The sequence below is a fragment of the Kovacikia sp. CALU 1929 genome, assembly GCF_056784235.1.
The window spans coordinates 38,012-55,474 of sequence record NZ_JBXBCF010000070.1; the positions used below are offsets into that span (position 1 = coordinate 38,012).

19 protein-coding genes are annotated in these 17,463 nt (G+C 47.6%); 5 read left to right on the plus strand and 14 right to left on the minus strand.

Annotated features, from left to right (window positions below; all coding sequences use genetic code 11):
• Window positions 1–18 precede the first annotated feature (18 nt).
• The 13 genes from AC1S52_RS16140 to AC1S52_RS16200 form a co-directional block, all read right to left on the minus strand.
• A complete protein-coding gene (locus AC1S52_RS16140) occupies window positions 19–651 on the minus strand; it encodes a DUF3611 family protein (protein WP_482030055.1) in 633 nt (210 codons plus the stop codon).
• 27 nt (window positions 652–678) lie between these two features.
• The gene (locus AC1S52_RS16145) at window positions 679–861 is read right to left on the minus strand and encodes a hypothetical protein (RefSeq protein ID WP_482030056.1); all 183 of its coding nucleotides are present in this window, start codon (window positions 859–861) and stop codon (window positions 679–681) included.
• A 142-nt stretch (window positions 862–1,003) separates the two neighbouring features.
• Entirely contained in the window at window positions 1,004–1,966 is a 963-nt protein-coding gene (locus AC1S52_RS16150; protein ID WP_482030057.1) for a TIGR03885 family FMN-dependent LLM class oxidoreductase, read from the minus strand.
• A 26-nt stretch (window positions 1,967–1,992) separates the two neighbouring features.
• Window positions 1,993–3,645, minus strand: a complete 1,653-nt coding sequence (locus AC1S52_RS16155) for an alpha-amylase family protein (protein ID WP_482030058.1) — start codon at window positions 3,643–3,645, stop codon at window positions 1,993–1,995.
• Between the two features lie 71 nt (window positions 3,646–3,716).
• Entirely contained in the window at window positions 3,717–3,923 is a 207-nt protein-coding gene (locus tag AC1S52_RS16160) for a sensory rhodopsin transducer (protein WP_482030059.1), read from the minus strand.
• A 13-nt stretch (window positions 3,924–3,936) separates the two neighbouring features.
• Window positions 3,937–4,188 (minus strand): sensory rhodopsin transducer, encoded by a 252-nt coding sequence (locus tag AC1S52_RS16165; RefSeq protein ID WP_482030060.1) that lies wholly within the window; start codon window positions 4,186–4,188, stop codon window positions 3,937–3,939.
• A 28-nt stretch (window positions 4,189–4,216) separates the two neighbouring features.
• Window positions 4,217–5,071 (minus strand): DUF1206 domain-containing protein, encoded by an 855-nt coding sequence (locus AC1S52_RS16170; protein ID WP_482030061.1) that lies wholly within the window; start codon window positions 5,069–5,071, stop codon window positions 4,217–4,219.
• Window positions 5,072–5,098: 27 nt separating this feature from the next.
• On the minus strand, window positions 5,099–6,040 hold the full coding sequence (locus tag AC1S52_RS16175; RefSeq protein WP_482030062.1) for a metallophosphoesterase: 942 nt from the start codon (window positions 6,038–6,040) through the stop codon (window positions 5,099–5,101).
• Window positions 6,041–6,093: 53 nt separating this feature from the next.
• Window positions 6,094–6,357: a hypothetical protein gene (locus AC1S52_RS16180; protein WP_482030063.1), complete on the minus strand. Its 264-nt coding sequence runs from the start codon at window positions 6,355–6,357 to the stop codon at window positions 6,094–6,096.
• A 12-nt stretch (window positions 6,358–6,369) separates the two neighbouring features.
• Window positions 6,370–7,260, minus strand: coding sequence for an HAD family hydrolase (locus AC1S52_RS16185; RefSeq protein WP_482030064.1), 891 nt, complete (start codon window positions 7,258–7,260; stop codon window positions 6,370–6,372).
• 41 nt (window positions 7,261–7,301) lie between these two features.
• Window positions 7,302–7,916 carry a DedA family protein gene (locus AC1S52_RS16190; RefSeq protein WP_482030065.1) on the minus strand — a complete coding sequence of 205 codons (615 nt, stop codon included), beginning with the start codon at window positions 7,914–7,916 and terminating at the stop codon, window positions 7,302–7,304.
• A 3-nt stretch (window positions 7,917–7,919) separates the two neighbouring features.
• Complete coding sequence (locus tag AC1S52_RS16195; RefSeq protein WP_482030066.1) at window positions 7,920–8,525, minus strand: hypothetical protein; 606 nt, start codon at window positions 8,523–8,525, stop codon at window positions 7,920–7,922.
• A gap of 108 nt (window positions 8,526–8,633) precedes the next feature.
• On the minus strand, window positions 8,634–10,043 hold the full coding sequence (locus tag AC1S52_RS16200; protein WP_482030067.1) for an Nramp family divalent metal transporter: 1,410 nt from the start codon (window positions 10,041–10,043) through the stop codon (window positions 8,634–8,636).
• A 485-nt stretch (window positions 10,044–10,528) separates the two neighbouring features.
• Between AC1S52_RS16200 and AC1S52_RS16205 the strand changes: the two genes are divergently transcribed.
• From AC1S52_RS16205 to AC1S52_RS16220, 4 genes are all read left to right on the plus strand, one after another.
• Complete coding sequence (locus tag AC1S52_RS16205) at window positions 10,529–10,732, plus strand: hypothetical protein (protein ID WP_482030068.1); 204 nt, start codon at window positions 10,529–10,531, stop codon at window positions 10,730–10,732.
• A 1,195-nt stretch (window positions 10,733–11,927) separates the two neighbouring features.
• On the plus strand, window positions 11,928–13,319 hold the full coding sequence (locus AC1S52_RS16210; protein WP_482030069.1) for a CHRD domain-containing protein: 1,392 nt from the start codon (window positions 11,928–11,930) through the stop codon (window positions 13,317–13,319).
• A gap of 242 nt (window positions 13,320–13,561) precedes the next feature.
• On the plus strand, window positions 13,562–14,095 hold the full coding sequence (locus AC1S52_RS16215) for a DUF2808 domain-containing protein (protein ID WP_482030070.1): 534 nt from the start codon (window positions 13,562–13,564) through the stop codon (window positions 14,093–14,095).
• Window positions 14,096–14,207: 112 nt separating this feature from the next.
• A complete protein-coding gene (locus tag AC1S52_RS16220) occupies window positions 14,208–15,017 on the plus strand; it encodes a YebC/PmpR family DNA-binding transcriptional regulator (RefSeq protein ID WP_482030071.1) in 810 nt (269 codons plus the stop codon).
• Window positions 15,018–15,019: 2 nt separating this feature from the next.
• On the opposite strand, the gene AC1S52_RS16225 is transcribed toward AC1S52_RS16220, so the two are convergent.
• Entirely contained in the window at window positions 15,020–15,994 is a 975-nt protein-coding gene (locus AC1S52_RS16225) for a LysR family transcriptional regulator (RefSeq protein WP_482030072.1), read from the minus strand.
• Between the two features lie 120 nt (window positions 15,995–16,114).
• Between AC1S52_RS16225 and AC1S52_RS16230 the strand changes: the two genes are divergently transcribed.
• On the plus strand, window positions 16,115–16,882 hold the full coding sequence (locus tag AC1S52_RS16230) for an iron-containing redox enzyme family protein (RefSeq protein ID WP_482030073.1): 768 nt from the start codon (window positions 16,115–16,117) through the stop codon (window positions 16,880–16,882).
• Window positions 16,883–17,463: the final 581 nt, after the last annotated feature.

Here is a 17,463-nt window from a genome sequence, read left to right on the forward strand (position 1 = left end):
GCCTTAATTCGCGGCGATCTAAACCGGGTCTGAAGGGCGATGCAACCAGTTAAATACTCCCAGTGCGGCAAATGCTCCTACAAAATGCGCCGTGATGCCTGTTGTATTTGCGGCTGCCACAAACACATCCAGCGATCGAATAATGCGATTGGGGTCATAGATTGCTACCCCTTGCGGTTGGGCAACTGATTTAGCAAGTAGCACGCCAATGGTTGCGCCACTTCCTAAAATCATCAACAACATTCCTACAAATCCCGTAATCACAGCCAGCCGTAACACTTCCATCACCTTACCCCGTTTAGGATGAATAACCGGATTTGGATTGCGGAGACGTTTAGAGAAACGGATGAGCCGAAATGCCAGGTAGATGCCAAATAGCAATACGAAAAAGCCTCCCACTGCCCAAAAAATGCCAATTCCCAGACTGGGTGTTGTGGCTTGCGTCGTGGTGATAGCGCCGCCCGCAACACCGGGTGGCGCAACGATTGACTGATTAAAATTGCGTCCAGATACGGCTAACAACAGCAACACACCGGATGTTGCTGCCAGCACAATCTGGGTCACAAAACTTGACCAGCCAGCAACTCGCAGGACAACAGCAACCCGCTCTAAATGAGTACTGGGTAATAAATTCTCAATTTCAGTTTGCATCACTGATTCCCTTGATTTCGCTGATCACTAACGACTCACAATGTAGGATGAAGCGGTCTCACTGGTGGGGAGGGGAGCTATTTTCCCCTGATAGACTAAGGCTTGATGAACCAGTGCCGCGACTTCTCCACGAGGGGCAGGCTGATTTGGATTCAAGACCTCTGGATCGGGGTGATTGACGACCATTCCGGTAGCGGTGGTTCGAGCCACATCAGCGATCTCATATTGGGGAACTTGTCCCGCATCGAAGACAAAGTCATACCATACACCGATTGATTCTACTTGGTTTAAGTCTATGAATGGATCGATGCAACATCATCTACCTTATGTTGGAAATCAATAGATATAAAATTTATCTCAAATTAGGAACGACTCTTTCACCAAATATTTCAATAAACTGAATTTGTTCTCGATTCACATTGTGGAGCAACAATTCATCAAACCCAAGTTTAATATCTTGCTCTAACCACTGAATATGTTGATGGATATCGGCTGAAATTCTAATGTAACGATCAAGTTCATCCGGTTGCACAAACTGTCCAGCCGCATCAAATTGTTCTGGAGTGCGTAATTCAGTCATCACAATATTCTTGAAAACATTGTTGCGCCATTGCTGATGAGCTTTTTGTCGGGCAGATTCTTCGGTCTTGTCGTAGGAAAGCTGCACCTTGAGCAACATGGGTTTGCCATCTCCACCCCCCCGGCGGAATGCTTCCACCACTTGCTTTAACTGGTCAGATGGGCGTGAAATGGTAATCAGTCCATCAGCCCAACTGCCCAACCATCCCGCCGTTGCTGCGGTAACTGCGGCTCCAATAATGAGAGGAGGGTTCTCAGGACGGGAATAAAGCTTGGCATCTTCGACACACACAAAGCCCTTGTGGTTTACCGTTTCTCCTGCCCACAATGCCCGCATGATGTCCACGCATTCCTTCAAGCGAGCATTGCGATCGCCCTTTGCCAACCACTTCCCCCCAGTGATGTGTTCATTCAATGCCTGCCCACTGCCTACCGTAATCCAGAAGCGCTCGGGAAACATCTCTGCCAGAGTTGCCGCAGCTTGGGCAATGATGGCGGGATGATAGCGGTCTCCCGGTGCATTTACCACTCGGTAAGACAGGTTAGGCGTTGCTTGCATCGCAGCACCTAACCAGGACCAGGCAAACCCGCTCTGCCCTTGCGTTTCACTCCAGGGATGAAAATGGTCGGATGAAAGTACGTGGGTAAATCCCGCTTGCTCTGCCATTTGAACGTAGCGTAACAACTCACTGGGCTTGAACTGTTCATGGGAGGCGTGATAGCCGATGTATGTCATAAACCTAGCCTTGTTTGATTGCAGTGTTATGAATGGTTTAGATAAACTCGAAACCAGCGATAACCATAGGCATTGATGGGTAAAGAGCCGGTATTGTGATCTGACAATTGATAGGGCTCGTTTCGCCGAATCAAAGAGAAACTATCGTTAAAGACTTCCACCAACTGATGCGGCTCAATGTCTGGTAAGGTTACCACGCAGGGGCGATCGCTCAGGTTATGGACTGCCAGCATTGCTGTTCTGTTTGTCTCACTGATATGAGCAAAGACCGCCGGTTCATCCGTGGGCAGAATCCGCCATTGCCCATCACCAAACTCAGGACATTGACGACGAGTGCGGATGAGATGCTCCATCCAATTGAGTAAGGATGCCGGATGACGTTGTTCAACCGCAACATTAGTGTGTTGATAGCCATACTCGCCTTCCGCAATTACAGGACGAGGCAGTGCTTCTGATGCGGCTGAAGAAAAGCCCCCGTTGGGCTGATCAGCCCACTGCATTGGGGTTCGTACACTATCTCGCCCTGGCAATGAGAGATCATCTCCCATCGCGATCTCATCGCCATATCGCAGGAGGGGAGTGCCGGGTAGTGTAAATGCCAGACTATAAATCATCTCAATCCGGCGGCGATCGTTCTGCACCATGGGCGGTAACCGTCGTCGAATGCCACGCCCAAAGATTTGCATGTTCTCTTCTGGTGCAAAGGCGGCAAAAATCTCTTGCTGCTGGTCTTGACTGAGGCGATCGAGAGTCAGTTCATCATGATGCCGCACAAAGTTCAACCATTGCCCATTATCAGGAATGTTGGGTAACATCTTTAACCCATCTTTCAGGGCATCAGCTTCTTGTCTTGCCAGGGCTAAAAACAAATGTTGATTGAGAAGGAAACCAAACAACATTTGCATCCGATTTCCATCCCCAAAATAAACTGACATTTGCTCTGGCGAAACATTTGCTTCTGCGAGCAGAATGGCATCGGAGCACCGAGACGCAACAAACTCCCGCATGTGTTGGAGAAAGTTTTGTAGTTCTTCGGGACTCGTATTTTTGATCCCGATATCTTTAATCACAAAGGGGGCTGCATCAATCCGAAAACCGGATACGCCTAACTCTAGCCAAAAGCCCATAATCCGCAGAATTTCCTCCCTCACTGCCGGATTGCCAATATTAAGATCGGGCTGTTCTTTATAAAAGTGGTGCAGGTAATGCTCGCCAGCCTCGTCATCATATTCCCAAATGCTGTCTTCCTGCGTGGGAAAGGCAACCAGACTCGGTTGAGGTTGGGGATCGCCCGTCCAAACGTAATACTCTCGATAGGGTGATTTTTTATCCTTGCGGGCTTGTCGGAACCAGGGATGCTCAATCGACGTATGGTTGATGACAAGATCGATAATCACTCGAATCCCACGATCTCGGGCTTGATGCACAAACTCTACAAAGTCCCCCAACGTTCCCAGACGGGGATCAACGCCGTAATAATCCATCACATCGTACCCATTATCTCGATTTGGCGTTGGGTAGAACGGTAATAACCAGAGACAGGTGATACCCAGACCACCCAGATAATCTAAACGGTCAGTTAGTCCTCGAAAGTCGCCAATTCCATCCCCATTCGAGTCGATGAATGTTTCAACATCAAGTGAGTAGACAACTGCGTTTTTGTACCAAAAAGTCTGCATGATGAATTACTTGGGCAATCTGTTTTTAGTGTTCTTGCTTCAATTGTTATCGATTAGAAATTATTGTGACTCTAACTATTGGCATAAGCGATCGTGCTGAGCAAGGCATTTTCAGCCTGACAAGAATCTAACCGGGTATGCTGTACAACGATGGGTACATCAGAGGTGATAACGCTGGCATAGTCTGTATCACGCGGAATGGGTTCGGGATTATTCCAATCGTTAAATCGCACATGCTGGGTACGTTGAGCTGGAACCGTGACGCGGTAAGGACCCACAGGATCACGATCACTAACATACAGCAGTTTTCAGATGCGTAGACCACAGGAAAGACGGGGAGTAGGGAGTGGGGAGTAGGGAATCGTGTGGCTTAACCAAATGACAATCGCTGTAAATCATGATTTCGACCTGGGCATCCTGATCGGAAGTATTCAGCATACAGGCAGTTTCGTGACTGGTGAACTGGGGTTCCGTACCAGTGCCGTAAGCCGGAATATAACCTTCTGAGATCGCCCAACAGGTACGTTCAATAGCTGACTTCATCACATGCTCTCCTTCGTAAACGGTCATGTTACTGGAGCTGAATAATACGTCGATAGCGAGCTTCAATTAATGAATAAATGCTATAAGCAATCAAGCCAAGAGCGACGATACCTAATAACGAGGGACCAAACGGTTGCTGTGCCAGAGTCGCTAGTGCCCCGCCTAGCCCTCTCGCTTCTCTAGCATTCGAATGCAGCGCAGCAAGAACTAAAAACAGCCCAATAATACCAAACACAATGCCCCTTGCCGCAATCCCGAATTGTCCCAACCATTTTGCCCACTTGCGTTCTGTCTCGCTCATTTGATGCCCCTTAAAATGGCGTTGGAACTTTGCTTGATAAGCCTGATAAAGATAGGCAATCCCGACTCCGATTACTACCAAACCAGCCAGCCCAACTAACCAGCGCCCAAAGGGTTGGGACATAAATCGTGCTGTCCAATCTTGAGTTGTATCACCATTGCGGCTTCCCAACCCCATGATAAGCTTGATTGCCGTGAAGGCTAACCCTGCATAGGAGATCGCACTAAATGCATAACCAATCCGCTGCACAATTCGCTTAGCATTCATGTCTTCACCAGAATGTTCTGGATCAAAAATAGTCTGGACAACACGCCAGAGCGCATAGCCAATCAACCCGATTGTGACCAATACAAGCAGAAACGTTCCAAACGGTTGGTTGACGATAGTGGCTAATGCGCCGCTTGTATCTGTTGTTTTACCACCCGTGCTAAAAGCAGCTTGAGCTGCCAGTAGTCCAACAATGAAGTACACAACTCCTTTTGCGGCATAGCCGAACCGTGCCAACCGTTCTACCCAGGGATGGGATGCGGCTTGGCGAGCGGAACGTTGAATATCAGGGGGGGAAGAATTTCGACGGGTCATATGATTATTCCAATTGCATAGTCAGGTTTATGGTGGTGTCTGTGGTTGCAGGGTGAATATCGTTAATTCGGGACGGCAATTAAACCGAATGGGTAAGTGACTGAAGCCAATGCCACGATTGATATAGAGGTGATTTTCCGCATTGCCATAGCCCGGAATCCAACCAGATACACGCACGACATCACCTCTGATTTTGGAGAGCCATGACCAGCTCCGTTTATCCTCTACAAGCGCCATCCACGACCAATCCGACATGAACGGAATCCGGATCTGTCCGCCGTGGGTATGTCCGGCAACAGCAACCGGGGCTGTGTTTGAAGGAAGGTCAGCAAACGAAGCTGGATTGTGCATAAAAACGAAGCGAACAGCTTGATCAGGAACTTGCGCGATCGCCTTGAGGGGCTGAGATTGCTTGGGTAAATAAGCCCCGATCCCAACCAGGTAAAGGCTCTCATTCTCGGTTGCTTGACCAGTCTCAGCAAGGGCGATCGCCTGGTTTTGCAATACTCGAATCCCAGTCTCCTCTAGGGCTTGTCGAATTTGGGTTGCGCGTTGTTGCCCTCCTGCTGCCCCATAATCATGATTCCCTAAAACGGCATAAGTAGGAATCTGAGCCGCAGCAAGCGGACGCACTAGTTCAATAACACGATCGAGTTCGGGTTGTAAGTTTCCTCCCGGCTTGTACACAAAATCACCTGCCATGAGCACAACAGCAGGACGAGCTGTAATAATTTGCGCGATCGCCTGTTCGACAGTGCTAGTATTGGTCATCCACATCCCAATTTGAAAATCTGCAACGACAGCAATCTGCTTTCCTTGCCAGGTTTGGGGTAATGCTGGAACTTCTACATCAACGATGTTTCGATCCAAATAGTAAGGTTCTAGCAGGCTCCAAAGTACTAGTACAAGTAAGCAGCCGAATAGGGCTAATAAAGAATATTTGATTCGTCGCCACCAGTACTTATTCATTCTTAGAGCACCAAACTATGATTTTTTTACTCACTCCCAATGCTGCCAAAATATTAGTTTTTTTTAGCTCTGATTAATACTAAAATTGAGCTAATCACTATAGCTACTCCCAGCAAAAATAATAGATTAAACTCAATTCCTGATCCTGCTTCGTTATTCTGCCAGTTTAATATCCAACCTTGCTGACCAACTGTGAAAGAAGGAATTTGAAATAGTAGAAATATCATCGGTAATGCCAAATGAATCAAAACTAGTAACAGAAAAGTTGTTACACTCAACCCCAACCAGGTTTTTTGTTTTCTTTGAGTCCGATTCATTAGTATTGCCCTCTACTCTCCAGCACTGAGTTGTCGTAAAGCAATTTGTTTACACAAGCTTTCAACGGCTAAGGTGAGCGATCGCATCAATTCCGAGTCTTCCTGGTAATCGGCAGGCGCAAGATTCATCACTCGCTGGCTTTCAGTCACCTCAATTTGCTGAGTCCATTCAGTAACCGTATCTCTTTTGTAAACGCCAAGGGCAATGCCGCCTTCATCATTTAAGACTGAAAAACAAGGCACATCAGATGCCCCATCCCCCACATAGATCATTTGGGAAAGTGGAATATGTAGCTGTTCTTCTGAAGCATCCCGATAAGCGAATGATCGCCCATCCCCATCAATCTGATCTTGTCCACTAGCAATGTGCATTAAATACCGAGTTTTTTCCGTGTGGCTAATACTGCGCTTCAAGAATTCAATTTCACCATTGTCGGTATAATGAAATTCACACCCCCAAATTTGTTTGAAGTAACCTGCAATACAGGTATGACGAACCACTTCCGCAAATCCGCCGGTAATGATGTAAAACTCTAATTCAATCTCGGGGTTGAGTTCCTGCACTCGCTGAAGCAGGCGATCGAACATCTCAGTTACACCATCAAACGGCTGTAGCTCCTGTCCAAACTGGATCAGGTAGTCTTGGGTAATTTTTTCTTGGCGCTGTTTGGATTCTTGAATTAAAGAATAAAACCTGGCTGCAACATGATCCCATCCCGCTTCTTTCAAAGGTTCGTACCGTTGCTGGCGAAACTCATCAACATTTAGCCCTAAGCGTTTGATTAATTCATCATACGTGTCATGAGCTAACGTGTCATCAAAGTCAAACACGATCGCAATTCGATTACAAACAGGCTTTGTTGCCTGGGGCTTCTTGAAATCGGTTTTTGTCGCCTGCGCCATAGTTCTTTCTCCTTATTGGGTCATTCCGTGATCACTTCGGATTACCACTTGTGCTTCTTGTTTTGTTTTTTCCGCCTCATCACCCAAACGCTAAAACCAATTAATAACCCAATCAGTACAGCCCCAGATATTGGTTTTAAGAACTTCTCAATGACTTGAAAGTTCTGTCCAAGCAAGAATCCTGCATAGGTCAGTAACACATTCCAGCAAATGGTTCCAATCGTGGAATAAAGCAAGAACTTGAACCACGGCATTTCCTCAAAACCAGCGGGTACAGAAATGAATGTTCGAATGCCTGGAATCAGACGACCAAATAAAACGACAATGCCGCCATATCGGTTAAACCATTGTTTCGATTGATCGATGTTTTCCCTAGAAAGGGCAAGCCATTGACCGTGGCGATCGATCCATTTCCGCAACCGCTTCTCCCCAACTTGCCGACCAATGTAATACCAGGGCACTGCACCTACAACAGAACCAATTGTTCCTGCTGCAATTACCCCAAAAAAATTCAATTTGCCCTGCCTTACCGTAAATCCTGCAAGAGGCATAATGACCTCAGAGGGAATGGGCGGAAGAATATTCTCCAGCAACATCAGCAGAGCAATGCCCCAGTAACTTAGATTGGAGATCGTGTTGATGATCCAGTCAAGCATGACTTAGCTGGCTGCGCTCTCTTCGTATAACTGGCGCCCTGCGTTGAGTTGGGACTGAATCTGCTGACGATTGCCAATGAATTGATACTGTTCATTGAACACGCCACTTGGGCGATCGCCCACAATAAATTGACGCACAGGCATATCGGGAGCATTAATCACAATGCGATCGGAAGCTCGTGTTGTAGCTTTCGGCGCATTCGGATTTGTTTCTTCTAAACGAGAAACCACCCATAGCTCATTATTAACCGCATAGACACCGCGAATATTCAGGCTGTAGCCAGCGGAAGGGACTTCAACTTCCGAGGTAATGGTGCGCTCTTTCCGTTCTGCACCAGGAACATCCACATCAATATAGGGAACCTCAACCGTTTGTTCTTCCTGTACTACAATGACTTTCGGCACGGTAACAGTGCGTTCTGTTACTCCCACATTGACATCAGGTCCCTCAATGTCGTATTTGGGTAACTGTCCTGGTTCGACGTTCACATCAACATCCGGTAGTTGCGCTGCTCTTTCTTGTTCAACTCGGCAGGATGCCAAAGGAATTAAAACGAGAAATAAGGCAAGTGGTAAGGTTTTTTTAGAGTTTAGGGACTTTAGTTTCATGAGATTGAACCTCCAATAATGAATTCAACAAAAGTTAGACCAGAACTAAAAGGGCTTAAAAACGAATCAAGGGGCATTGGTTAAACATTCAGATAAATTTATCGCCGGTCAACTATAACTGGAACCGATCACGCCTGTCAGTTGCAACAGATAAGTCACCGCAAACGCTGCAAAGAACAAGCCCGCAGTCACAGTGCCCCAGAATGTAATTCCTGATGGACGTAACTTGCGCGACAACATTCGGTGATTGAGGAATAGTGTGAGTCCAGCAACCACTGGAATATGAGCAGCCTCGATCGCGCCCGCTGTTTGCAGCAATCCAACTGGTTTCTCAAAGAATAGATAAATGGCGATCGGTAAAATAGCTAGCAAGGTCGCAATGTAAAATTTCCGGAGAAACTTTTCATTGGTCCACCGACTTTGCCGAACGCCAAACCCTTGTAGAAGAATCTGCGTACCATCGGCAAACATCCGTCCAAAGCCATCCTGTACCGATAGCGTGGTACTGCAAAACGTGATAAACACGATCGCGATCATGAACCAGAAGCCAAACGGTCCCCAGATATTTCCCAATAGATTACCCAATGTTTCTGCCACCTGATTTTCTTTGGGAACGAGACCCTCTGGGCGTAACAACTCACCCCCAAGGATCAGAAAAGCCAGTGCCGCCAGCAATGCTCCCACCACGGCGAGCGTGTTGGAGAGCGTCATTAACTGTACCCACCCCTGTAGTCGTTGTTGCTGCTCTCCATCGAGCTGTTTGACCTGAAGGGGCTGTTCTTGCTTTAGAGCAGTCGCTCCATAGCCACGTGCGTCCACCCAGTAGGAGTACCACATCATTCCGGCTGCGCCTGCCAGCATGAACCCCAACCACGGCAAAATTTCCTGGTATTGCACATCCTGAGGAACTTGAGGGACTAAACCAGCCACAAGCTCACGCACATTAGGAAAGACAAAGACTACTGCGGTGACAACCGCCAGGGTACGGGCAATTCCCACAAAAGAGGAGACTTTTTCGACAACGTCATACTGCCCCAAAAAGACGATCGCGGCAGTCACCAGAATGATAATCACTGTCCAACGTTGTGCCGTACCACCCGTCACCAGGATCAGCGCTGTTGCCGCTGCTCCTGCCATTCCAGCGACCGTGGAAATAGCAACCGCAAATTGGGGTACCAGAATTAACCAGACTGCCCAGTTTTTAGGTCCTGGCAGTTGTTTAAACCCCTCTAAAATCGTGGCACCTGTGCAAACGGTAAAGCGACCAACCTCCCGATTAATAAACCACTTTAAAATCACAGCGCCAAGTAATGCCCACAACAAAGTGTAACCATACAGGGCGGCTATTCGAGGTGTAAACAGAAGTTCGCCGGAGCCTGCCGCCGACAACATCCAGATAAAGCTGGGACCCAACCACTTCAATTGTTCCATTCCCTGAGGTGGTTGAGGAATTGGTTGGTCTTGCGAATCTGAATGCGATGCTCGTATTAAAGTTCGACCTTGTTGCTGGTGATCCATCTGGGTGTGTTCCTGTCTTTGTTTTAATTAAGAGCAGTTCAGTTTCAGTAGGTTCTATAGCTTGACGGATTTATAGTTGAATTCGTTCAAAATTGCCAACTTCACAACTTTTGCCTTTACAGGCGATCGCGATATCATCCACCCAAGCCTAATGCAGGTCAGCCCCATGTAAGCACATGCGGAATCCCTGATAAGGGGGAGAATAGTTTCCTTCCTGTTTCCTTCCTGTTGACGTGTGAGTGCGAACCCAGAAGGATCAGTAAGTTAAGGAAAAGCGATCAACACGCCATCCCCCATACCCATTGTTGACATCAATATACATTTCTCCCTGGCATATTGCTTCTACAAATGGATAGAGATGCAGAACGAGTTGTTGATTCTCCATTATGGGTAAAAGGCAACCCGTTTGTTTTAACCAAAAGTGGCACCTGATTCAAATGTGAGCACTCAACGGGGTGGAAGGTGATGCTTTTGAGTGACACTTAATGGAGGCAAAAAGCCAGGGTAAGAAGATTGCCGAAGAGGAAGGCTATGATTCCTCAAAGAGTACCTTTTGGCATCAAGGTTATGCCCCAGAGGGAGTGACGGTGAAGCAACCCAAGAAGAAGCCACGCAGGGCAGCATTGAGTGATGAACAGAAGCGTGAGAATCAAGCGATTTTCAGTGTCCGGGTGGAAGTGGAAAGCTGATTGGAGGGATCAAGCGATGTCAAATTTTGGTGCAGAAATTTTGCAATCAGATAGCCCATTAGGTTGATGATGTGATGGAAACGACCTCTGGTTTATACAACTTTCGGCTGACTCATCGCCAGAGTCGTACAGGTGAGATCCAACAAGCAGTCTAATCGACAGGACCTGGCAAGTTAGAAGTAGAGGAAAGTAGAAACGTCCTCTTACCTAAACCGGAGAGCTTGATGGTTCCCTGTGTTGGAGTTCCTGCCACAATCTCCAACGGTGAGTTTAGCCCAACAAAGGGAGTGGTCACAGCAGCAAATTGCGCTGGTTTCAATTTGGATGAACTGAAATTGGCATTGCTGAATGCGTGTATGATTTAGCCGACTCTGCGGGAAATAAGCTACATCCCCAACCCTTCTCCCCATAGAGAAGCGAGCTAGAAATCTTGTTCCCTCACCCTGTAGGCGAGGGCGAGGGTGAGAGTAGATTTTTAATTGGAACCAACTGGTATTATGGTTCCAGTAATGGGGTCAGTTTTTAAATTGGTCTAGTCATCGGTGTTCCTAAAAGCATATTTGCATTACTCTGTGAGAGGTTAGCCAGTTGAGCGATCGCCATTCACTTCAATCAGGGTTGCCATTCAGTTGAAGGTTGCTATAGTTGACGCACAGCAAGGGTTTGCACTTGAAAACACGCTCTAAATTGCATCCACCTAGAAATCCAGAAATTTCCCTTAAAGAAACGATGGTTCTAGTTATGGATAGGATTTAGCCCGGTTTCACTCAGATTTTTCACTGATCCGAAGCTGACTTTTACTATCTGTAGCCTCCCATCTAGTTGTACTGTCTCCACAGTATCTAAATGCAGCTAGTATTGGCTGTGTGGCATATTCTTACATCTACCAGCTTGAGTGACTAACTAGAGTTTCGTTTTCAATTAGACATTTGCTAGCAGGCTTTTTAGAAGAATTGAAGTTTTTGAGCCATCTAATTTGCGTTTCCTCGCTTGTGAGATAGCTCTACATTTCACTATAGGTTAGATCAGCATTTGCAACATCATATCTTCTAACAGTATTGATGTTAATCGCATTTATCAAACCTATGGAAAATGAAGGGTTATTACTAGAGCTTTAAACTCAACAGCTTCATTTCTATAAGAAGTCTAACCTTGTTTGTTTGTTTGTTGTTTTTCCAATGTCAAGGAGTTTCTCATGGCAGGACTTGATCACGACCATAATTTGGCCCATAACTCGAATACGGCTGTTGCAGAACCATTGTTGAGCGCTGCCCATGCCGATCATTCAACAGCTCCCTCGGTTGGCTCTTCTTTGCAGGAATCAGAACTGGAAAAGTCCCTCAATGATGTGTTGGCACCCGATGAAAAGCAGCCGCTCACATCGACACCGGATGATCATAACCACGCCCCAGCAGTCAGCAAGTTTGAACTCCATACCGGGTTGGATCAGGTAGACTCTGCTCGCAGCCTGGATCCCAAAAAAGTGGGTCGCGATACCTCATTTACGGATAATCTCGGTGCCAAGGGCGATTACCTCAATCCCAAAGGGGGTAATAATGTGGTGATTGGTTCGGGTGATAGCGATATCATTCGGGCAACGGGACGTGGATTTAACACAATCACTACTGGCACTGGTAAAGACACTATTATTTTGGGTAAGGAAACCACCAACCGAATCTTTGACTTTGACCCAGCCAGCGATCGCTTTGCGCTTCACGGTATCAATCCCAAAGACATTGTGATTGCACAAGGTAAAAACCTTGGTAAAGGAGGGTTGGAGCAACCCCTGGATGCCGTCACGAACACGCTAATTATCGACAAAAAAACAGGGCATATTCTTGCATCCCTGGCATTTGTCAAGTCTAGCGATATTTCTGAGAAACACTTTGTTAAAGGCACTGCTCAGGCAGAAGCCAGCCTTTCCAATCACAAGAAACTGGGCTTAAAAACCCAACGAGGGAGTGGGCAACTAACTGGTACCCAGGGACGCGATCGCCTAATTGGTGGTGCTGGAGATGACTTCCTTTATGTCGGTGATGATGGTTTCAAATTTAATACGGCACGGGGAGGGGGCGGCACCGAGTTTCCCTTCCGCACCGATAGCCCTGGCACCTCTGAACTGACCACAGAGTTGAAAGGGGGTGTTCTTAGCATCAACGGTACTTACGAAAACTTTGATGGGTTTCCCCTTTTCAGTCAGGGAGAAAGAGAGATTGATCCAAACGCTAAAATCCTCAATGGCTCTGACCCCGCAGCACTGGTTGAAAGCTTCTTGAGAGTGCCCAAAGATGTAGAAGGAAATCTCCTTTCTGGAACCCATCTGCACTTCAGCCCTGCTGGAGACAGTCGTGGTAACTTTGCCGATGCCACCGTGGTCCGCTTCTTTGAAAATACTCCCACTGATGCCAAGTCCGGCACGCTTGAGGGCGAATTCAACCTAACGCCAGCGGAGCAAGCAGCGCTATTGGCGGGCAACTTCTATGTCAACATCCACACCAATATTGATGGCGATGGGGATGGCAAGGCAGGCTTCCCAACCGGAGAGAACCGCATCAACCTGAATCGAGATGTGGTGAGGTTTGTATAGCATTTAATACCTGACACCTGACATCTGACACCTGACACCTGGTTAAAAGCTGTGTTTCCTCCTGCTGAGTGAGTGAGTCGGTTGCCTGTAGAGGAATACCGTTCTTCTACAGGCTTTTTTAATTTACAGCGGTAGCCATAAAGGGTAGGACAAATTAGCAAGTACAAAATCTTGTTACATCGTCCTTTTTACCCTGACACCTGACACCTGCAACAAACCTATGGATTCTTCTGGAGGTTATCATGCGATCGCTAATCCTGGTTCTACCATTGACAATCACCAATGTTCTATTTAACCCCTGGGCAGTTGCCCTCGAACAGCGCCCAGTAGAACAACCCGGTTTGCGACTGGCCCCGTCCGTTGTCAAAAATGGGAATCGGGTTACTGCCCGAAATGGCACCTATTATTTCACAATCACCCTACCCCAAAAGACGGACAGACGATTTGCCAGACTTTCCTTTTCGTTCACCCAACCCGGTCAACCCAATCAAATAACACCTCTTTCCGTGGATCTGTCCAGTACCCAGGTGTTTATGGGAAGGGGGGAGGCGGTGGGGCAGGCGATCGCCCCTGCCGGAAGCTGGGTGGATGAAACAGGAGTGCTTTGGCTTGGGTTTAAGCCATCTCTCCCGTCCGGCAGCAGCCTCACAGTGGCTATCAAACCCACAAAATTCCCTGCTGGCGCAGCTTATCAGTACGGGATTGCGGCTTACCCAGATATCACCAATCCTGTGCCCGTCTTCGTTGGGGACGGAATCCTGACGACGGTGCGGTAATGAAATGAAGGTTATGGTCGGAGGTCTAGGTCAACCTGAGGGACAGTCACGCCATCTTTGACTATCCTATATAAATGATGCTTTTGAGTTTGATTGCTTCCATCGTTAGGGTATGGCTGGACATAGTAAGTGGGCGAATATTAAGCGCCAAAAATCGCGGGTCGATGCCGTTAAAGGCAAGGTTTTCACTAAGATTTCGCGGGAAATTATCGTCGCTGCCCGCAGTGGGGCTGACCCGAATGGGAATTTTCAACTGCGAACGGCGATTGACAAGGCGAAGGCAGCCGGAATTCCGAATGACAATATTGAACGGGCGATCGCCAAAGGGGCAGGCAAACTAGGACCCGATAACGCCGCCCTGGAAGCGATTCGCTACGAAGGCTATGGTCCCGGTGGGGTTGCCGTTTTAATTGAAGCTCTGACCGACAACCGCAACCGCACTGCGGCGGATCTACGGGTTGCCTTTAGCAAAAATGGGGGCAACCTGGGAGAAACGGGCTGCGTTGGCTGGATGTTTGACCAGAAGGGTGTCGTTGAGGTGTCCTTGACTCCCCAGGAAGGTGGGCGTAAACGCCGTAACGGAACAACCAGCGAGATCAATGAAGAAGACCTGCTGGAGGCATTCCTGGAGGGCGGAGCCGATACCTACGAACTGGTCGAAGTGGAAGCGGGAACCGCCGCCGAGGCACTTACTGATCCAACCAACCTGGAAACCTTGAGCCAGACCCTTAAAGACAAGGGCTACACCGTCAGCCGGGTAGAGCTGCGCTGGATTGCCAACAACACGGTTGAAGTAAGCGACTCAGACCAGGCACACTCCCTGCTGAAGCTGATGGATGCTTTGGAAGATCTGGATGATATCCAAAACGTCACCGCTAACTTTGAGATGAGTGATGAACTGATGGCACTCAGTGTGGGATAGGTCTAAGGAGTTTTTCCCTTTTCTGCCGCTTCTTGAACTACCATCAGAAACTGACGCAGCAAGATTGAATCGGTAGGGGATGGTTGCTCCAGGTCGTTAAGATCGGCGCGCCGCCACACGACCGCAATTTGTCGAGATAAAGGTGCATCCCGCAATCTGCAATACACCACATCCTCCCGCTGGAGCGTTTGGACATTGTCAGGTAGGATTGAAACGCCTGCACCCGCTGCCACCAGGCTCAGGTTGATCACCATCCAGGTTGCTTTGACCGTTTCAAGCAATATGGGCTTGAAACCTATCTGTTCAAGTTGGGATAGGACCACTTCATAGGAAGGTACCGCATCAATCGGGGGCAGAATTAAAGGCTCATCTTTAAGTGACTGGAGTGAAATATGCGATCGCCCAGCAAGCGGATGATTCTTTGGCAATGCAACGACGAAGGACTCTTGCGCAATTGGCAGGAACTTCAGGTTTGGATCCTCTGAGTAAGGATTCGGCAAATGTTCAAACCCAACATCAATGGAACTATCCCGTAGTCCCTGAAGCATTTCCTTAATGGTCATTGAACGCAGTTCTAATTCAACGTTGGGGTAGCGATGCCGAAAGTTTTTGAGAATATCCGGCAATAAACTGTTAGCAATCGCAGTATTGACGACTACAACTAATTTGCCAATTTCACCGCGATTAGCTTCCTGTGCCCGTCTCACCGCTCGTTCAAGTGCAGCCAAAGCGATCTGAAGTTCGTTCAGAAAAACCTTTCCAGCAGTCGTTAACATGGGAGGGCGACGAGTGCGATCGAATAGTTCTACACTCAATGTTGCTTCCAGGGTTGCAATGGTTTTGCTGAGGTAGGATTGCTCTACATTTAACCGTTCAGCCGCTTTACTAAAACTCTTTTTCTCACCTGCTTCTGCGGTTAACTCCACAAAATACTGGAGTTGTCGCATTTCAAGCTGCTGCCAGGGTTGAAGGGACATAGGATCGATTAGTATATCTTAGAAATCATACTAATATATCTAAAATCACCTTACTAGAATATTAGTCTTCCCTTAAGCTTACTTTCATCCAATCACTGAATCACAATCAAGACAGGATTTATGAAAGTGGCACCTGAAATTGTACTGACTTCCAGTCGGCTGAATCGGACGGTTGAACTGCCTCCAGCGCTAAAAGCCCAAGAGGCTGCAATCACAGCTGAAACAATTGCCTACTGCCATACAGCCCTCGATCATAGTCGCTTCTTTAGCTTACTTAAAGCAGAAAGCATCTCGCCATCTGTGATGCAATATGTCTTTTTGCAGTATCGTCATTGGCGCGATCGCCTGCACCAGTGGTTTGGGTTATGCATTGTCAAAGCTGAGAGTTGTACTGATCCAGAGCAAGAATCTGCCCTTCTATCGCTGGCGGATCACATCTTTACAGATTTACAAGATGGACATAATCAGATGTATAGGGAATTTCTCCATGCGCTTGGCTTGAGTGATGATGAAATTACGATTTCTCAACGCAGCCGTGCAACCACGTCCTATGAGCGTTCCTTTTTCGACGACTTTGGCTATGGCACCGACAACTTTTACGAAACTCTTGCTGCACTCAGTGGTCGAGAATTGTGTGTATCAATCAGGAATACCAGGATTCTTCAATCCTACTTTGAGACTCGCGACCTGAAGTTTCCCACCTGGCTGAGCTTACATGCAGAATTAGAGGCAAATCATTTCCAGGATTCCATTCGCCCGGTACTGTCTCGTCATGAGCAGAATTCAGTCAAACGAGCCAGTGTGATTTCAGCCGTCAAGCATGGAATCGATCGGCATATCCAATATTTCGAAGATTTATTGGAGGAATATGAATCGGCGAATCAATAACACTGACATCAGCGGAAACATAGGAGTGACCGCACGTTCCTATCATCCATCCATCTCGTTCCAAGTCTCTGCCGGGGAATGGTAAACGTGGAGGCTCTGCCTCTATCAGCGCTAGAGACAGAGCCTCCCAATCGCTGTTCCGAGGCTCAGCCTGGAGAACCGTGCATTAAGGTTTTCACTGACTGACCGAGTGCTGAGCGGAGTCGAAAGTTGCTCACTCTCACAACTGATTAGGTCTGCGATATAAGGAGATCTACTGCTTTATGCCCAGGAAATATTTGTCCATTTACTTACAGCCATTTTCATTTGTGTATGCCACACCGATCCATTGTTTCGCATTCATCTCAAGGCATCGCCTGTGTGGCACTCGTCTGAAAACCGCTGTAACTCGATTTGGGTTCTCTCTGATTGTGAGCTTATGGGATACCACTGGTCTCGTTAATCTGGCTTTATTACACCCTGCGATTGCTCAAATCCCGACGGAAGAAATACAGCAATCACTTGGAACACTGTGCCATCAAGCATTTTGGCTAGGGATTGAGCCAGCCAAAATCAGGGGTGGATCCCGAAAAGTAACCCCT

Excerpts from the sequence above, each read along its gene's own strand:
- AC1S52_RS16200 (WP_482030067.1), bottom strand. The coding sequence starts at position 10,043 with ATGGATCACCAGCAACAAGGTCGAACTTTAATACGAGCATCGCATTCA.
- AC1S52_RS16230 (WP_482030073.1), top strand. The coding sequence starts at position 16,115 with ATGAAAGTGGCACCTGAAATTGTACTGACTTCCAGTCGGCTGAATCGG.
- AC1S52_RS16155 (WP_482030058.1), bottom strand. The coding sequence starts at position 3,645 with ATGCAGACTTTTTGGTACAAAAACGCAGTTGTCTACTCACTTGATGTT.
- AC1S52_RS16215 (WP_482030070.1), top strand. The coding sequence starts at position 13,562 with ATGCGATCGCTAATCCTGGTTCTACCATTGACAATCACCAATGTTCTA.
- AC1S52_RS16140 (WP_482030055.1), bottom strand. The coding sequence starts at position 651 with ATGCAAACTGAAATTGAGAATTTATTACCCAGTACTCATTTAGAGCGG.
- AC1S52_RS16225 (WP_482030072.1), bottom strand. The coding sequence starts at position 15,994 with ATGTCCCTTCAACCCTGGCAGCAGCTTGAAATGCGACAACTCCAGTAT.
- AC1S52_RS16170 (WP_482030061.1), bottom strand. The coding sequence starts at position 5,071 with ATGACCCGTCGAAATTCTTCCCCCCCTGATATTCAACGTTCCGCTCGC.
- AC1S52_RS16150 (WP_482030057.1), bottom strand. The coding sequence starts at position 1,966 with ATGACATACATCGGCTATCACGCCTCCCATGAACAGTTCAAGCCCAGT.
- AC1S52_RS16165 (WP_482030060.1), bottom strand. The coding sequence starts at position 4,188 with ATGAAGTCAGCTATTGAACGTACCTGTTGGGCGATCTCAGAAGGTTAT.
- AC1S52_RS16175 (WP_482030062.1), bottom strand. The coding sequence starts at position 6,040 with ATGAATAAGTACTGGTGGCGACGAATCAAATATTCTTTATTAGCCCTA.
- AC1S52_RS16185 (WP_482030064.1), bottom strand. The coding sequence starts at position 7,260 with ATGGCGCAGGCGACAAAAACCGATTTCAAGAAGCCCCAGGCAACAAAG.
- AC1S52_RS16195 (WP_482030066.1), bottom strand. The coding sequence starts at position 8,525 with ATGAAACTAAAGTCCCTAAACTCTAAAAAAACCTTACCACTTGCCTTA.
- AC1S52_RS16180 (WP_482030063.1), bottom strand. The coding sequence starts at position 6,357 with ATGAATCGGACTCAAAGAAAACAAAAAACCTGGTTGGGGTTGAGTGTA.
- AC1S52_RS16190 (WP_482030065.1), bottom strand. The coding sequence starts at position 7,916 with ATGCTTGACTGGATCATCAACACGATCTCCAATCTAAGTTACTGGGGC.
- AC1S52_RS16210 (WP_482030069.1), top strand. The coding sequence starts at position 11,928 with ATGGCAGGACTTGATCACGACCATAATTTGGCCCATAACTCGAATACG.
- AC1S52_RS16205 (WP_482030068.1), top strand. The coding sequence starts at position 10,529 with ATGGAGGCAAAAAGCCAGGGTAAGAAGATTGCCGAAGAGGAAGGCTAT.
- AC1S52_RS16220 (WP_482030071.1), top strand. The coding sequence starts at position 14,208 with ATGGCTGGACATAGTAAGTGGGCGAATATTAAGCGCCAAAAATCGCGG.